Source organism: Serratia sp. OLAL2, assembly GCF_002752475.1.
In the GTDB taxonomy this organism is placed as follows: domain Bacteria; phylum Pseudomonadota; class Gammaproteobacteria; order Enterobacterales; family Enterobacteriaceae; genus Serratia; species Serratia bockelmannii.
Genome location: NZ_MSTL01000004.1, coordinates 14,330 through 29,237, shown reverse-complemented (window position 1 = coordinate 29,237; position 14,908 = coordinate 14,330). Strand labels below are relative to the sequence as shown.

General features: G+C 61.2%; 15 protein-coding genes. 9 read left to right on the top strand and 6 right to left on the bottom strand.

Annotated features, from left to right (window positions below; translation table 11 throughout):
- The first annotated feature begins 64 nt into the window (after window positions 1–64).
- Both BVU99_RS04820 and BVU99_RS04815 read left to right on the top strand, forming a co-directional pair.
- On the top strand, window positions 65–640 hold the full coding sequence (locus BVU99_RS04820; protein ID WP_089196324.1) for an aminodeoxychorismate synthase component II: 576 nt from the start codon (window positions 65–67) through the stop codon (window positions 638–640).
- Window positions 641–771: 131 nt separating this feature from the next.
- Window positions 772–1,989, top strand: coding sequence for an aspartate aminotransferase family protein (locus tag BVU99_RS04815; RefSeq protein ID WP_089196323.1), 1,218 nt, complete (start codon window positions 772–774; stop codon window positions 1,987–1,989).
- A gap of 40 nt (window positions 1,990–2,029) precedes the next feature.
- Here the strand turns inward: BVU99_RS04815 and BVU99_RS04810 are convergent, their stop codons facing one another.
- Window positions 2,030–4,108, bottom strand: coding sequence for a YccS/YhfK family putative transporter (locus BVU99_RS04810; protein WP_025304518.1), 2,079 nt, complete (start codon window positions 4,106–4,108; stop codon window positions 2,030–2,032).
- Window positions 4,109–4,158: 50 nt separating this feature from the next.
- Window positions 4,159–4,791, bottom strand: coding sequence for a cAMP-activated global transcriptional regulator CRP (gene crp, locus BVU99_RS04805; protein WP_004090925.1), 633 nt, complete (start codon window positions 4,789–4,791; stop codon window positions 4,159–4,161).
- Between the two features lie 382 nt (window positions 4,792–5,173).
- Here crp and BVU99_RS04800 point away from each other — a divergent pair, with 382 nt between their 5' ends.
- Window positions 5,174–5,581: an OsmC family protein gene (locus tag BVU99_RS04800; RefSeq protein WP_025304517.1), complete on the top strand. Its 408-nt coding sequence runs from the start codon at window positions 5,174–5,176 to the stop codon at window positions 5,579–5,581.
- Between the two features lie 38 nt (window positions 5,582–5,619).
- Here the strand turns inward: BVU99_RS04800 and BVU99_RS04795 are convergent, their stop codons facing one another.
- The 3 genes from BVU99_RS04795 to BVU99_RS04785 form a co-directional block, all read right to left on the bottom strand.
- Entirely contained in the window at window positions 5,620–6,489 is an 870-nt protein-coding gene (locus BVU99_RS04795; protein ID WP_025304516.1) for a phosphoribulokinase, read from the bottom strand.
- 151 nt (window positions 6,490–6,640) lie between these two features.
- Window positions 6,641–6,874, bottom strand: a complete 234-nt coding sequence (locus BVU99_RS04790; RefSeq protein ID WP_004930376.1) for a YheU family protein — start codon at window positions 6,872–6,874, stop codon at window positions 6,641–6,643.
- Complete coding sequence (locus BVU99_RS04785) at window positions 6,871–7,851, bottom strand: hydrolase (RefSeq protein WP_025304515.1); 981 nt, start codon at window positions 7,849–7,851, stop codon at window positions 6,871–6,873. Before BVU99_RS04785 ends, BVU99_RS04790 begins: the two co-directional genes overlap by 4 nt.
- A gap of 118 nt (window positions 7,852–7,969) precedes the next feature.
- On the opposite strand from BVU99_RS04785, the gene BVU99_RS04780 reads away from it, so the two are divergent.
- The 6 genes from BVU99_RS04780 to tauD all read left to right on the top strand — a co-directional run bounded on the left by BVU99_RS04780 (window position 7,970) and on the right by tauD (window position 12,930).
- Window positions 7,970–8,572, top strand: coding sequence for a LysE family translocator (locus BVU99_RS04780; protein WP_025304514.1), 603 nt, complete (start codon window positions 7,970–7,972; stop codon window positions 8,570–8,572).
- A 10-nt stretch (window positions 8,573–8,582) separates the two neighbouring features.
- Window positions 8,583–9,365: a PhzF family phenazine biosynthesis protein gene (locus BVU99_RS04775; RefSeq protein ID WP_099816999.1), complete on the top strand. Its 783-nt coding sequence runs from the start codon at window positions 8,583–8,585 to the stop codon at window positions 9,363–9,365.
- Window positions 9,366–9,479: 114 nt separating this feature from the next.
- Complete coding sequence (tauA, locus tag BVU99_RS04770; protein ID WP_025304512.1) at window positions 9,480–10,475, top strand: taurine ABC transporter substrate-binding protein; 996 nt, start codon at window positions 9,480–9,482, stop codon at window positions 10,473–10,475.
- Window positions 10,476–10,484: 9 nt separating this feature from the next.
- Complete coding sequence (tauB, locus tag BVU99_RS04765) at window positions 10,485–11,252, top strand: taurine ABC transporter ATP-binding subunit (protein ID WP_025304511.1); 768 nt, start codon at window positions 10,485–10,487, stop codon at window positions 11,250–11,252.
- The gene (gene tauC, locus BVU99_RS04760; RefSeq protein ID WP_033631937.1) at window positions 11,249–12,085 is read left to right on the top strand and encodes a taurine ABC transporter permease TauC; all 837 of its coding nucleotides are present in this window, start codon (window positions 11,249–11,251) and stop codon (window positions 12,083–12,085) included. Before tauB ends, tauC begins: the two co-directional genes overlap by 4 nt.
- Window positions 12,082–12,930: a taurine dioxygenase gene (tauD, locus tag BVU99_RS04755; RefSeq protein ID WP_043138862.1), complete on the top strand. Its 849-nt coding sequence runs from the start codon at window positions 12,082–12,084 to the stop codon at window positions 12,928–12,930. The genes tauC and tauD overlap by 4 nt, the downstream gene beginning before the upstream one ends.
- A 3-nt stretch (window positions 12,931–12,933) precedes the next feature.
- On the opposite strand, the gene BVU99_RS04750 is transcribed toward tauD, so the two are convergent.
- Window positions 12,934–14,847 (bottom strand): ABC transporter ATP-binding protein, encoded by a 1,914-nt coding sequence (locus BVU99_RS04750; RefSeq protein ID WP_060435113.1) that lies wholly within the window; start codon window positions 14,845–14,847, stop codon window positions 12,934–12,936.
- Window positions 14,848–14,908: the final 61 nt, after the last annotated feature.

Sequence of the window (14,908 nt, the reverse complement as noted above, 5' to 3'; positions counted from 1 at the left end):
TATCGTCGGCAGCGGCGGGTTAAATCAGTACACTGTGGCGGCGTTTTTCTCTGCCGGACCTAACATGCTGCTGCTGATCGATAACTACGACTCCTTTACCTATAACCTTTACCAGTACTTCTGCGAATTGGGCGCCGAGGTGCTGGTGAAGCGCAACGATGAGCTGCAGCTGGCCGATATCGAGCGACTGGCGCCGCAGCATCTGGTGATTTCCCCTGGCCCCTGTACCCCGAATGAAGCGGGTATCTCGCTGGCCGCCATTCGTCATTTCGCCGGCAAGCTGCCGATCCTCGGCGTATGCCTGGGGCATCAGGCGCTGGGGCAGGCGTTCGGCGCCGAAGTGGTGCGCGCCCGCGCGGTGATGCACGGCAAAACTTCGGCGATTCGCCATCTGGGCGTCGGCGTGTTTCGCGGCCTGAACGATCCGCTGACCGTGACCCGCTATCACTCGCTGGTGCTGAAAGCCGATACGCTGCCGGATTGCTTTGAAGTGACCGCCTGGAGCGAACGCAACGGCGTGCGCGACGAGATCATGGGCATCCGCCACCGCACGCTGGCGCTGGAAGGCGTGCAGTTCCATCCGGAAAGCGTGCTGAGCGAGCAGGGCCATCAACTGCTGGATAACTTCCTCAACCGTTAATCCCGATGCGTTTTTTTCGCTCGTCAGGCGTTTTGCGTTTGCGCTTGATTGGTTTTTTATGCATATTTCGTGATTATGTTTTCAATATAACATTACGATAGCGCTGAAAAACCTTCAGGGTGGAGCCGAAAATGACTGAAAAATCCGCAGTGAGCCGCAGTACCTTTGACCAGGTTATCCTGCCTGTTTATGCGCCTGCCCAGTTTGTGCCGGTGCGCGGCAAAGGCAGCCGGGTCTGGGATCAGCAGGGAAAAGAGTACATCGATTTTTCCGGCGGCATCGCGGTGACGGCGCTGGGACACTGCCACCCGGCGCTGGTCGAGGCGCTCAAACGTCAGGGCGAAACCCTGTGGCATACCAGCAACGTCTTCACCAATGAACCGGCGCTGCGCCTGGCGAGCAAACTGATCGACGCCACCTTCGCCGATCGGGTGTTCTTCGCCAACTCCGGCGCGGAGGCCAACGAGGCGGCGTTCAAACTGGCGCGTCATTATGCCATCACCCGCCACAGCCCGTACAAAACCAAAATCATCGCCTTCTATAACGCGTTCCACGGCCGCACGCTGTTCACCGTATCGGTGGGGGGGCAGGCCAAATATTCCGACGGATTCGGGCCGAAGCCGGCCGACATCGTACACGTGCCGTTCAACGATCTGGCGGCGGTGAAAGCGGTGATGGACGACCACACCTGCGCAGTGGTGATGGAGCCGATTCAGGGCGAGGGCGGCATTACGCCGGTCGACGCCGACTTCCTCAAAGGCGTGCGCAAACTGTGCGACCAACATCAGGCGCTGCTGGTGTTCGACGAAGTGCAAAGCGGCATGGGGCGCAGTGGCAAGCTGTTCGCCTATATGCATTATGGCGTGACGCCGGACATTCTCACCACCGCCAAGGCGCTGGGCGGCGGTTTCCCGGTCAGCGCCATGCTGACCACCGAAGAGATTGCGTCGGTGATGCAGGTGGGCACCCACGGCACCACCTACGGCGGCAACCCGCTGGCCTGCGCGGTGGCGGAGGCGGCGCTGGATGTGATCAATACGCCGGAGGTGCTGAGCGGCATCGAGCAGCGCCATGCGCTGTATGTGCAGGCTTTGCAGAATATCGGCGATAAATACGGTATTTTCACCGCCATTCGCGGCATGGGGTTGCTGATCGGCGCCGAGTTGACGCTGCATTATCACGGCAGAGCGCGCGATTTCCTCACCGCCGCCGCCGCGCGTGGGCTGATGATCCTCAACGCCGGGCCGAACGTGATCCGTTTCGCGCCGTCGCTGGTGGTGGAGCTGCAGGACATCGAGGCCGGCATGGCGCTGTTCGAGCTGGCGGTGCAGGATGTGATCAACGCCTGAAGCCCGTGTGACGAATAACGGGGCGCGGCATGCCGCGCCCTTATTGATCGCGCAGTTTGCGCTTGAGCCAAATACCGTGGTGCGGCCGTTGGCGCCAGGCCAGCGATGAAATGGTGTGCATTACGCTCAGGTGCGACAGAATGCGCCGCAAATGACGCTCCATCTCGGTAACGGGCATCTCCGGATGCAGATCCGGCGGCTGCATGATGCCGCTGCTGCCGCTGCTCGGGCCGTCGTACTCCAGGCGTTGCTGGCAGCTCTGCAGCGCAATTTCACAGGTTTGCAGATACGTTTCCGCCAGCTTCGGCGTCAGCATATAGTGCTCGCGCGCCAAAATGGTCATGGCATTCAGGTGTTCGACGATGAACTGGCTGTGAGTGACCCATAAACGCATATCCGCCAGATAGTTCGACGCGAATCCCGGCTCCTGCATCGCCTGATTGAGCGAGGTGAACAGCGCGTTGTGCGCCTGGTTGACCTGCATGCGGGCATAGGCCAACGCGGTGGCGTCCGGCTCCGGCTGTTCCAGCATCAGCCGCAGCGCGGCTTGATCGTTTTCCAGTGCCTGATGGGCATTCTTGCGCAGCAGCCCGCTTTGCCACTGCGGCCATAGCCAAATGGTGCCGCCGAACGCCAGCACGCAGCCGATCAAGGTATCAATCAGACGAGGCACCAGAAAATGCGAGCCGTTCAGCGCCAGCAGCTGCAAGGTGTAAACCGCCGTCACCGTAAAGCCAATCACCGATAGCCCGTAGTTCTTGCGTGAAACCAGGTAGGCTAGCAGCGTGATCACCAGCATGATGCTCAGCGTTTCGCCTTCCGGTAACTGCAGCTGCAGCAGCCCGGCCGCCAGCAACAGCCCGGCAATCGTGCCCAGCGCACGGTGCTGAATACGCACCCGGGTGGCGTTATACCCGTTTTGGCTCACCAGCATGATGGTGAGCAGGATCCAGTAAGGCTTCGGCAGGTTGAACACCGCCCCCAGACTGCTGCCGACCGCCAGCGTCACCCCCAGCCGCGCGGCGTTGCGCAGGGCGGTAGATTTGAACGACAGATAGCTGGCTAGCGCCGGCCAAAACGGCAGGCGGTGCTGGCCGGGCATCAGATCGCGGCGGTACAGCGGATGCTGGGTGCGCAGCAGGCGGGCGATGCGGCTGAAGTGGTAATAACAAAACTGGCCGACCGGGTTATCGGGATGCTGCGCCGCCATTTTTTCCAGCGCCGCCAGCTCGTGGGCCATGGAAAAGCGCTTCGAATGTTGATGGTAGAGTATATCGTGCGCCACCACGCGCAGCCGGCCGGCGATCACCTGAGCGTTGCGGCGAATGATCGCTTCGGCCTGGCTCTGCTCCACCAGTTTTTGCACTTCCTCCGGCAGATGCAGGCTGACGGTGATGTGCTCCTGCAGATCCATCGCCACCTGAAAGGCGCGCTGCAGTCGCTTTTGATCGAGGTTGTTGGCGTGCGGCAGGAAATTAAGCTGTTGGTACAGCAGGCTGATCAGATCCATCACCTTTTGCTGGCGCACCAGCAGTGGCGGCAGCGCGGTCTGCGGATCGGTGTGCTGAGTCAGCAGGGAGTATTTGGCTTCGAAGTAGTCCGCCAGTTCCAGATAGAGCTGGCTGAGCGTCTCGCGCATCGGTTGCTCTTTCCACAGCCGGAACCAGAACCAGGTGAATAAGCCGTACCAGACGGTGCCGATCGCGTACAGCAGCGGCGCCTGCCAGACAGGCACCGTGCCGGCCGTGCTGAGAGCGAAGATGGCGGCCACCAGCGCCGCCGGCAACAGCCGGGCGTGCAGCGGGCTGATTTCGCCGGTAACGCCGAGCAGCAGCGCCAGGCCCAGCATCAGCGCCGGCAGCGGCACGTGCCACAGCAGTGCCTGTTGCAACAGCACGCTGCTGAAGGCGAACAGCGAGCCGCCGACGATCAGCCGTTTAAAGAAGCGCTTATGCGGCGTGTCCAGACCGGCGATATTGCAGCAGGCGGGCACCAGAGAGAACATCAGGCCGAGCTGCAGCTGGCCTATCAACAAGCCAAACAGCACCGGTAGGCACAACACCAGCGTTTGTCGCAGTGCGTAGTTGATTTCCGGGTGGTAGATCAGGCGGCGCCACATGGCAGAGAGCAGACAAAAAAACGGCGCAGATTGCGCCGTTTCTTCAGGGATTAACGGGTGCCGTAGACGACAATGGTTTTGCCGTGGGCGGAAATCAGGTTTTGATCTTCCAGCATTTTCAGAATACGGCCAACGGTTTCACGCGAGCAGCCGACGATCTGGCCGATCTCCTGACGGGTGATCTTGATCTGCATGCCGTCCGGGTGAGTCATGGCGTCAGGTTGCTTCGCCAGATTCAGCAGGGTTTGCGCGATGCGGCCGGTCACGTCCAGGAAGGCGAGGTTGCCCACTTTTTCGGAGGTAACCTGCAGGCGGCTCGCCATTTGGGCGGACAGGCGCATCAGGATGTCCGGGTTCACCTGGATCAGCTGGCGGAATTTCTTGTAGGAAATTTCGGCCACTTCACAGGCGGTTTTCGCGCGAACCCAGGCGCTGCGCTCCTGGCCTTCTTCGAACAATCCGAGCTCGCCGATGAAATCCCCCTGGTTGAGGTAGGACAGGATCATCTCTTTACCTTCTTCATCCTTGATCAGCACCGCGACGGAGCCTTTCACGATGTAGTAAAGCGTTTCGGCCTTTTCACCTTGGTGAATCAGCGTACTCTTCGATGGATATTTGTGGATATGGCAATGAGACAGGAACCATTCGAGAGTAGGGTCTGTTTGCGGTTTGCCGAGAACCATTCGCTGTTATCCTCTGTTGTTATCGCTGCCTTGTGTCACAGGGGTCAGAGTTCCCTGTAAAACCCGCCTGTAGCCGCAGTCATGAGCGAGGGCTACCGGCAAGTTTTGAGGCGTGTCATAAAAATACGCTGTCGCTCTAGCATATTAACTTGCCGTAAGCGCTGCAAGCTACATTCTGTTAACATACCGGTAAAGGAGCCTTTCTCTGGGCGTTTCCCTGAAATTCAGTGTCCCGGAAAGATTTATTGCGGCTCTGTTTGTAGCACAGAGTAAGGCGGGTGTCTCGTGTTGTCTCGCTTCAGCATGATTAGCATCAGGTTACGTTGCCTGTTTCTATGCGAAAGCGTACTCTGATTTTAAGAAATTAACCGGAGTGACCAGAATGCAGGCAAGAGTTAAGTGGGTGGAAGGGTTAACGTTTTTGGGTGAATCGGCCTCCGGCCACCAGGTGCTGATGGACGGCAACGCCGGCGATAAAGCGCCGAGCCCGATGGAAATGGTGCTGATGTCGGTGGGCGGCTGCAGCGCGATTGACGTGGTGTCCATCCTGCAAAAAGGGCGCAACGACGTGCGCGACTGCGAGGTGAAGCTGACCTCCGAGCGCCGTGCAGAAGCCCCGCGGTTGTTCACCCATATCAATCTGCACTTCATCGTCACCGGTCAGGATCTGACCGACAAAATCGTAGAGCGTGCGGTGAACCTGTCGGCGGAGAAATACTGCTCGGTGGCGCTGATGCTCAACAAGGCCGCCACGGTGACCCACAGTTTCGAGATCCGCCAACCGGCGTAATCGAGACGGAGCGCGGCCCGCCGCCGCGCTCAACGCATTTATTCGATCTTCTTGCCTTCCAGCAATCGCTGCACCAGCGGCGCCATGATCAGCTCCATCGCCAGCCCCATCTTGCCGCCCGGCACCACTAACGTATTGATGTGCGAGATAAACGAGCCCTGCAGCATCGCCAGCAAATAGGGGAAGTCAATCTGATCCAGCCCGCGGAAGTGGATCACCACGAAGCTTTCATCCAGTGAGGGAATGGCTTTGGCGGCGAACGGGTTGGAAGTGTCCACCGTCGGCACGCGCTGGAAGTTGATGTGGGTGCGCGAGAACTGCGGCGTGATGTAGTTGATGTAATCTTCCATCGAACGCACCACCGAATCCATCACCGCCTCGCGGGAGTGGCCGCGCTCGCCGGTATCGCGGATCAGCTTCTGGATCCACTCCAGGTTGACGATCGGCACCACGCCGACCAGCAGATCGACGTGGCTGGCCACGTCATGGTGTTCGGTGACCACACCGCCGTGCAGCCCCTCGTAGAACAGCACGTCGGTCGGCGCCGGCAGTGGCTCCCACGGGGTGAAGGTGCCCGGCACCTGATTGTAGGGCACCGCTTCGTCGTAGGTGTGCAGGTACTTGCGCGAACGGCCGGTGCCGTTTTTGCCGTACTCGATAAAGCTCTGCTGCAGCAGGCCGAAGTCGTTGGCCTCGGGGCCGAAATAGCTGATGTGTCTGCCCAGATCGCGCGCCTTGCGGATCGCCGCGTCCATTTCCGGCCGGGTGTAGCGGTGGAAGCTGTCGCCCTCCAGTTCGGCGGCGCGAATGTTGAGCTGTTGGAAGATTTTGCGGAACGCCACGCTGGTGGTGGTGGTGCCGGCGCCGCTGGAACCGGTCACCGCGATAACGGGATGTTTGGCAGACATGGTGGTTGTCACTCCGTGTTGAATGCGCCGGCGTCAGGGGATTATTGTGGCTCTTGTTGACGCTCTCTATGTCAGGAAAAAATGGCGCTCGCTGGTTTGCAATGTCCCATTGTTACCTGATTTTTTCCGTCAGTCATAGAACCGAACGCCACTAAATTTCTTCCTGCCCGGCGCGGAACTGGCCGCGCGGCATGATGTTGACGCTCTCATGCAGTTCTGACCACACCAGCACCACTTCGCCGTTTTTCAGCTGGCGGCGCACGTCCTCCACCTTCTGTTCCAGCGATCGTTCGTGCTCGCCGTAATCGGTGCCTTCGCGCAGCACAAAGGATTCGATCAGGCTGTTCAGGGTGTCGGTTGCCAGTTCTTGCCAGGGAATGATCACGTCGGGATGTCCAGATAAGGGGAAAGCCAGGCCGGAATGCGATGCTCCAGCCACATGTGCGGTTTTTTCAGCGTGCCGCCGACAAAGCCGACGTGGCCGCCGAACTCGGTCAGCTGATATTCGATATTGCGCGGCAGGCCAGCGACGTCGGGGATCACCTCATGGGTCATGAAGGGATCGTCCTTCGCATGGATGATCAGCAGCGGCGTTTGGATCGCCGGCAACAGCGGCAGAGCGCTGCAGCGGCGATAATAGTCGGTGGCGTCGCTGAAGCCGTGAATGCGCGAGGTGATGGCGTCGTCGAACTCGCGGATGCGCCGCAAACCGTTCAGCTGTGACAGCTTGAGCGGCAGGGTGTCCGGGTAGTGCAACAGTTTGCGGGTGGCGTTTTGTTTCAGTTGCCCCAGCAAATAGCGCTGATAGACACGGGAGAAGCCTTGCTCCATGCGGTAGGCGCAGGGTTCCAGCATCAGCGGCGCTGAGACCACCACCGCCGCCTGCAGCAGGCTGTCGGCGCCTTGCTGCGCCAGATAGCAGGCCAGCATGTTGCCGCCGAGCGAAACGCCTACCGCCGCGGTTGGCACCTCGCCGTAGCGGTCGCGCAGCCAGCGCAGGAAGAAGCGCGCGTCTTCGGTTTCACCGGAGTGGTAGATGCGCTGCTTGCGGTTGGGCACGCCGCTGCAGCCGCGAAAGTGCATCACCACGCCGAGCCAGCCGCGCTCACGCCAGGCGTTGAGCAGGCCATGCGCGTAGGGGCTGTAGAAGCTGCCTTCCAGGCCGTGGAACAGCACCGCGCGCGGTTTGTCGCGCGCCTGCGCCGGATCCTCGCTCCAGGCAAGATCGACGAAGTCGCCGTCGGGCAATTCCAGCCGTTGCCAATGCGGTTTCAATAACACGCGGCGGCGCACCAGCCGCGGCAACAGCGTTTGCAGGTGCGGGTTACTGGCCCCGGTCAGGGGGCGAAAGGTGTTAGGCATAGGCTGAGTAAAATGTTGTGGGCGGCTATTGTGAGATCCCTAGCGCACTGTTAGCTTCAATACCAAGAATTAACAATGATACTGCAAAAAAGCGCCTTGGGTGAGGAGCACCCGTGCCATGGAACCGAGTTTATTCCTTTCGATGCTGGGCTTCCTGTGGGTCGCCGCCATCACGCCAGGCCCCAATAACCTGCTGCTGACCACCTCCGGTGCTAACTTCGGCTTTATGCGTTCGCTGTGGCTGATGATTGGCATCATGCTCGGCATGCAAAGCATTTTGCTGCTGGTGGCCTTCGGCGTCGGCAGCCTGATCCTGGTTTACCCGTCGCTGCACCTGATCCTGAAAATCCTCGGCAGTTTGTACCTGCTGTGGCTGGCGTGGAAAGTCGCCACCGCCGCCTATGAAAAGCTGGAAACCGACGTGGCGCCGCCGCAGCCGGTGCGGCTGTATCAGGGCTGGCTGCTGCAGTTCCTCAACCCGAAAGCCTGGCTGATGGCGCTGGGCGCGGTGGCGAGCTTCAGCCTGGCGGGCGATAAGTACAACGGTTCCATCGCGGCGATCGCGCTGGGCATTTTGGCGGTAAACATCGTCGCCGGCGTTATCTGGCTGGCGTTCGGTACCCTGATCGGCCGCCTGCTGCGCAGCAAAAAGGCCTGGGTTATCTTCAACGTTTCCATGGGGTTGTTGACCGCAGCCTGTGTGTTACTGATCTGGCATTAAGGAGTGAACGATGGCGGAAAATTATTATCACGTGGTTGCTTTTACCGGCAAAGGGCTGCGCGGCAACCCGGCCGGGGTTTGCCTGCTGACGCAGCCGCTGCCGGCGGAGCGGTTGCAGGCGATCGCCAACGAGATCGGCCTGCCGGAAACCAGCTTTGTTTGGGATGACGGCGACATGACCGCCATTCGCTGGTTTACCCCGGAGCGTGAGGTCGATCTTTGCGGCCACGGCACGCTGGCGGCGGCGCATGTGATGTTCAGCGCGGTTAACCCGGCGCTGAAGGATATTCGCTTCCGTTCGGCCGGCGGCGAGCTGTTCGTCAAGCGCGATGAGCGGGACGGGGAGCGGCTGGTGCTTGATTTCCCCGCCAGGCCGCCGCAAAAAGTCGCCGAACCGGCGGGCCTCGCGGCGCTGCTGGGCGTGCAGCCGCAGGAAGTGTGGCAGGCGAAAGCGCTGCTGGTGGTGGTGGAAAATGAGGCGCAGGTGCGCGCTCTGCGCCCGGACATCCCGGCGCTGATCGCATTGGCCGGCCGCGCGGTGATCGTCACCGCGCCGGGTGACACCGTGGACTTCGTTTCGCGCTATTTCACGCTCGACGGCGGCGAGGATCCGGTGACCGGCTCCGCGCATTGCACGTTGATGCCTTACTGGACGGCGCGCCTCGGCCGCCATCGGCTGCATGCGCAGCAGATCTCGGCACGCGGCGGCGAACTGTTCTGCGAACTGCAAGAGGATCGCACGCTGCTCGGCGGCTATGCTCATGTGTTCCTGCACGGAAGTATCGCGCTGTAATCTGCGGTTATATTACTCAAGGTAATAAAGAAGACTTTTTTATTCTTTTATCGCCCGTCATCGCTCAGATAAAACTGTCAGCAACTGAACAGATTTTTATCAACGGAGCGGAACATGGCGGGCAAACTCTTTTCCTTACGTAACGTGGCGCTGCTGGCGTTGTCGCTCAGCGCGGCCAGCGCCTACGCGGTGGACGTGACCGTGGCGTACCAGACGTCGGCAGAGCCGGCCAAGGTGGCGCAGGCGGAAAACAGCTTCGCCAAACAGTCCGGTGCGACCGTCGACTGGCGTAAGTTCGACAGCGGCTCCAGCGTGCTGCGTGCGCTGGCCTCCGGCGACGTGCAGATCGGCAATATCGGCTCCAGCCCACTGGCGGTGGCCGCCAGCCAGAAACTCCCCATCGAAGTGTTCCTCATCGCCTCGCAGCTCGGCAGTTCTGAAGCGCTGGTGGTGAAGAATGACATCAAAAGCCCGCAGGATTTGATCGGCAAGCGCATTGCGGTGCCGTTTATTTCTACGACTCATTACAGCCTGCTGGCCTCGCTCAAACATTGGGGCATCAAGCCTGAACAGGTGAAGATCCTCAATCTGCAGCCGCCGGCCATCGCCGCCGCCTGGCAGCGCGGCGACATCGACGGCGCCTACGTCTGGGCGCCGGTGGTCAACGAACTGGCCAAACAGGGCAAGGTGCTGACCGACTCCGCGCAGGTGGGCGAGTGGGGTTCACCGACGCTGGACGTGTGGGTGGTGCGCAAAGACTTCGCCGAGAAACATCCCGACGTGGTGACCGCCTTTGCCGCCAGCGCTCTGCAGGCGCAAAAGGCCTACCTGACGGCGCCGGAACAGTGGCTGAAAGATCCGAGCCATCTTAGCACCTTGGCGCGCTTGAGCGGCGTACCGGAAGCGCAGGTGCCGGAACTGGTGAAGGGGAACCGTTATCTGCCGGTGGCCGATCAGGTTGCCCAGCTCGGCCAGCCGGTGGACAAGGCAATCCGCGATACCGCCGAATTCCTCAAGCAGCAGGGCAAGATCCCGCAGGTCGACAGCGACTACAGCGCTTACGTCACCGACCGTTTTGTGAAACAGGTGCAGGCTGCGCCGCAGTCGTAAGGAAGCAGGATGCTAAACGTCAATCATCTTTCAGCAGAGTATCAGGGGCGGCCCGCGCTGCGTGACGTGTCGTTCCAGATCGCCGCCGGGCAACTGGTGGTGGTGCTCGGCCCATCGGGCTGCGGCAAGACCACGCTGCTGAATTTGATCGCCGGGTTTATCGAGCCTTCAGCTGGCAGCATCACGCTGGATGGAACGCCTGTTCACGGCCCGGGCGCTGAACGGGGCGTGGTGTTCCAGCATGAGGGTTTACTGCCGTGGCGTAACGTGGTGGACAACGTCGAGTTCGGTCTGCAGCTGGCCGGCGTCGGCAAGGCGCAGCGCCGCCAGGTGGCGGAGCAGATGCTGCAGCGCGTCGGTCTGGCCGGTTACGAGCGGCATTTCATCTGGCAGCTTTCCGGCGGCATGCGCCAACGCGTCGGCATCGCCCGCGCCCTGGCCGCGGATCCGCGCCTGCTGTTGCTGGATGAACCGTTCGGCGCGCTGGACGCGTTTACTCGCGAGCAGATGCAGGAGCTGTTGCTGACTATTTGGCGCGATACCGGCAAGCAGGTGCTGCTGATCACCCACGATATCGAAGAGGCGGTGTTCCTCGCCAGCGAGCTGCTGCTGCTGTCGCCGGGGCCGGGGCAGGTGGTAGAGCGATTGTCGCTGAACTTCGGCCAACGCTATGCCGACGGCGAAGCCTGCCGCTCGATTAAGTCCGATCCTGAATTTATCGCGCAGCGCGAATACGTGCTGGGCAAAGTTTTCCAACAGCGCGAGGCCTTGCTATGAGCCTGCATTCCACGTTAAAGGCCGCGGCGCAGCCGCAGGGCAAAGCGGCGCGCCGTTTCAGCGTGCCGCGCAACGTTTGGTTGAGCGGCGCCACGCTGTTGACGGTGTTGATCGTCTGGTGGGGCGTGACGGCGCTGCAGCTGATCAGCCCGCTGTTCCTGCCGGCGCCGCAGCAGGTGCTGCATCAACTGATCACCATCGCCAGCCCGCAAGGCTTTATGGACGCCACGCTGTGGCAGCATCTGGCGGCAAGCCTGGGGCGCATTTTGGTGGCGCTGCTGGCGGCGGTGATCGTCGGCATTCCGGTGGGCATCGCCATGGGGCTGAACGACACGGTGCGCGGCATCCTCGATCCGCTGATTGAGATCTATCGTCCGGTGCCGCCGTTGGCGTATTTACCGCTGATGGTAATTTGGTTCGGCATCGGCGAGACCTCGAAAATCTTGTTGATTTATCTGGCGATTTTCGCGCCGGTGACGCTGTCCGCTGTGGCCGGTGTGCGCAGCGTGGCGCAGGTGCGGGTGCGCGCCGCCCGCGCGCTGGGCGCCACGCGTTGGCAGGTGCTGCGTTTCGTGGTGCTGCCGAGCGCGCTGCCGGAGATCCTGACCGGCATCCGCATCGGGCTGGGCGTCGGCTGGTCGACGCTGGTGGCTGCCGAACTGATCGCCGCCACGCGCGGCCTGGGATTTATGGTGCAATCCGCCGGTGAGTTTCTGGCGACCGACGTGGTGCTGGCCGGCATCGGCGTGATTGCGGTGATTGCATTTGGGTTGGAGCTGGGGCTGCGCGCCCTGCAGCGCCGATTGACCCCGTGGCATGGAGTACAGCAATGAACGAACGTCTGAATATCACCCCGCTGGGGCCTTACATCGGGGCGCTGGTGGAAAACGTCGAGTTGGCCCGGCCGTTGGGCGATGGCCAGTTTGAACAGCTTTATCATGCGCTGCTCAAGCATCAGGTGCTGTTCTTCCGCAACCAGCCGATCACGCCGCTGCAGCAGCGCGATCTGGCCGGCCGCTTCGGCGATCTGCACATCCATCCGGTCTATCCGCACGCCACCGACGTGGAAGAGATCATCGTGCTCGATACCCACGACGACAACCCGCCGGACAACGACAACTGGCATACCGACGTGACCTTTATCGAGAACCCGCCGCTGGGGGCGATTCTGGCGGCCAAGACCTTGCCTTCCACCGGCGGCGATACGCTGTGGGCCAGTGGCATCGCGGCCTACGAGGCGCTGTCGGCGCCGTTCAGAACGCTGCTCGCGGGGCTGCGCGCGGAACATGACTTCACCAAGTCGTTCCCGGAGTACAAGCATCGCGGCAGTGAAGAAGAACACCAGCGTTGGCAACTGGCGGTGCAGAAAAATCCGCCGCTGCTGCATCCGGTGGTGCGTACTCATCCGGTCAGCGGCCGGCAGGCGCTGTTCGTCAATGAAGGGTTCACCACGCGGATCGTGGATGTGGCGCCGAAGGAGAGCGACGCTTTACTGAACTTCCTGTTTGCTCACATCACCAAACCGGAGTTTCAGGTGCGCTGGCGCTGGCAGGAAAATGACGTGGCGATCTGGGATAACCGCGTGACGCAGCACTACGCCAACGCGGATTATCTGCCGCAGCGGCGCATCATGCACCGCGCGACCATTCTGGGGGATAGGCCTTTTTACAAGGACTGAGGCTTAGGCTTCGAACGCCTGCGTTAACTGCTCCAGCTGTTCCTGTGCATCCAGCCAGGTCATTTCCGTCTCTTCGAGCGCGGATTTGGCCTGGCTTTGCTTTTGCAGGCAGTCGGTCAGTTCGGCCTTGCGGCTGATGTCGTACAGTGCGGGATCCGCCAACTGCTCTTCCACCGCCGCCAGTTCGGCGCCCAGTTTTTCCATCTGCTGTTCCAGCTTGGCGATCTGCTTGCGCAGCGGTTGGGTCTGCGTACGGAACTCCGCCTCGCGGCGTTTTTGGTCCTTGCGCGCCTGCGCGCTGTTGCCGCCGCTCTCTTTTTCCGGTGCATCCTGCTGGTTTTCCTGGCGCTGCAGGTCGACAAGCCACTGCTGGTAGTCGTCGAGATCGCCCTCGAAAGGCTCGACCTGGCCGTCATGCACCAAGTACAGATCGTCGGTGGTGGAGCGCAGCAGGTGACGGTCGTGCGAGACCACCACCAACGCGCCTTCGAAATCGATCAGCGCCTCGGTCAGCGCCTGACGCATGTCGAGATCCAGGTGGTTGGTCGGTTCATCGAGCAGCAGCAGGTTCGGGCGTTGCCAGACGATCAGTGCCAGCACCAGCCGCGCCTTCTCGCCGCCGGAGAAACGTTCGGTCACTTCGCTGACCTTGTCGCCCTGGAACCCGAAACCGCCCAGGTAATCTCGCAGCTGCTGCTCCAGCACCCGTGGCGCGATGCGGCTCAGATGCTGCAACGGCGATTCGTCGGCGCGCAGGAATTCCAGCTGGTGCTGGGCGAAGTAACCCAGCTTGATGCCTTTCGCCAGGCCGATCTCGCCGCTCAGCGGTTCCAGGGTGCCGGCCAGCAGTTTGATCAACGTCGATTTACCGGCGCCGTTGCGGCCGAGCAGGCCAATGCGTGAACCGGGTACCAGGTTCAGCTTGATTGACTTCAAGATCACTTTATCGCCATATCCGGCGCTGACTTTTTCCATGCGCAGCAGCGGGTTCGGCAGGCTTTCCGGCGGGCGGAAGCTGAAGGTGAACGGGTTGTCGACGTGCGCCGGGGCGATCAGCTCCATGCGCTCCAGCATCTTGATGCGGCTCTGCGCCTGCTTGGCCTTGGAGGCCTTCGCCCGAAAACGGTCGATATAACTTTGCAGGTGCGCCACTTTTTCTTGCTGATGCTGATACAGCGACTGTTGCTGCGCCAATTTGGTGGCGCGCTGGCGTTCGAACGACGAGTAGTTGCCGGTGTATTCGTTCAGGGTCTGCTGTTCGATATGCAGGATCTTGTCGACAATCGGATCGAGGAAGTCGCGGTCATGCGAGATCAGCACCAGCGTGCCGGGGTAGCTTTTCAGCCAGCGCTCCAGCCAGATCACCGCATCGAGATCCAGGTGGTTGGTCGGTTCGTCGAGCAGCAGCAGGTCGGAACGGCACACCAGCGCCTGCGCCAGGTTGAGACGCATGCGCCAGCCGCCGGAAAAGTCGCGCACCGGGCTTTGCAGCTGTTCGTTGGAGAAGCCTAGGCCGTGCAGCAGGCTGGCGGCGCGGGAACGGATGGTCCAGGCGTCGATGGCGTCCAGCTTACCGTGCAGGGTGGCGATGGCGTGGCCGTCGTTGCGGTCGTTGGCGGCCTGCAGTTCGGCTTCGAGCTGGCGAAACTCGCGGTCGCCGTCGATAACATACTCGATCGCCGGCACGTCCAGCGCCGGCGTCTCCTGGTTGACCCAGGCCAGCGCCCAGTTGCCGGGGAAGGTAAAGCTGCCGCCATCCGCCGCGATCTCGCCCTTCAGCAGCGACAGCAGCGTGGATTTGCCGCAGCCATTTTTGCCCACCAGGCCGACCTTCTGACCTGGATTAACCGTCGCCGTGGCGTTGTCCAGCAGGACGCGGATGCCGCGTCGGATTTGTAGCGAGGAGAATACAATCATAAAGCGCCGTATGTTCAGAGTATGTTAAATTATCATTAAGGTAACAGAACGCGCACCGCGC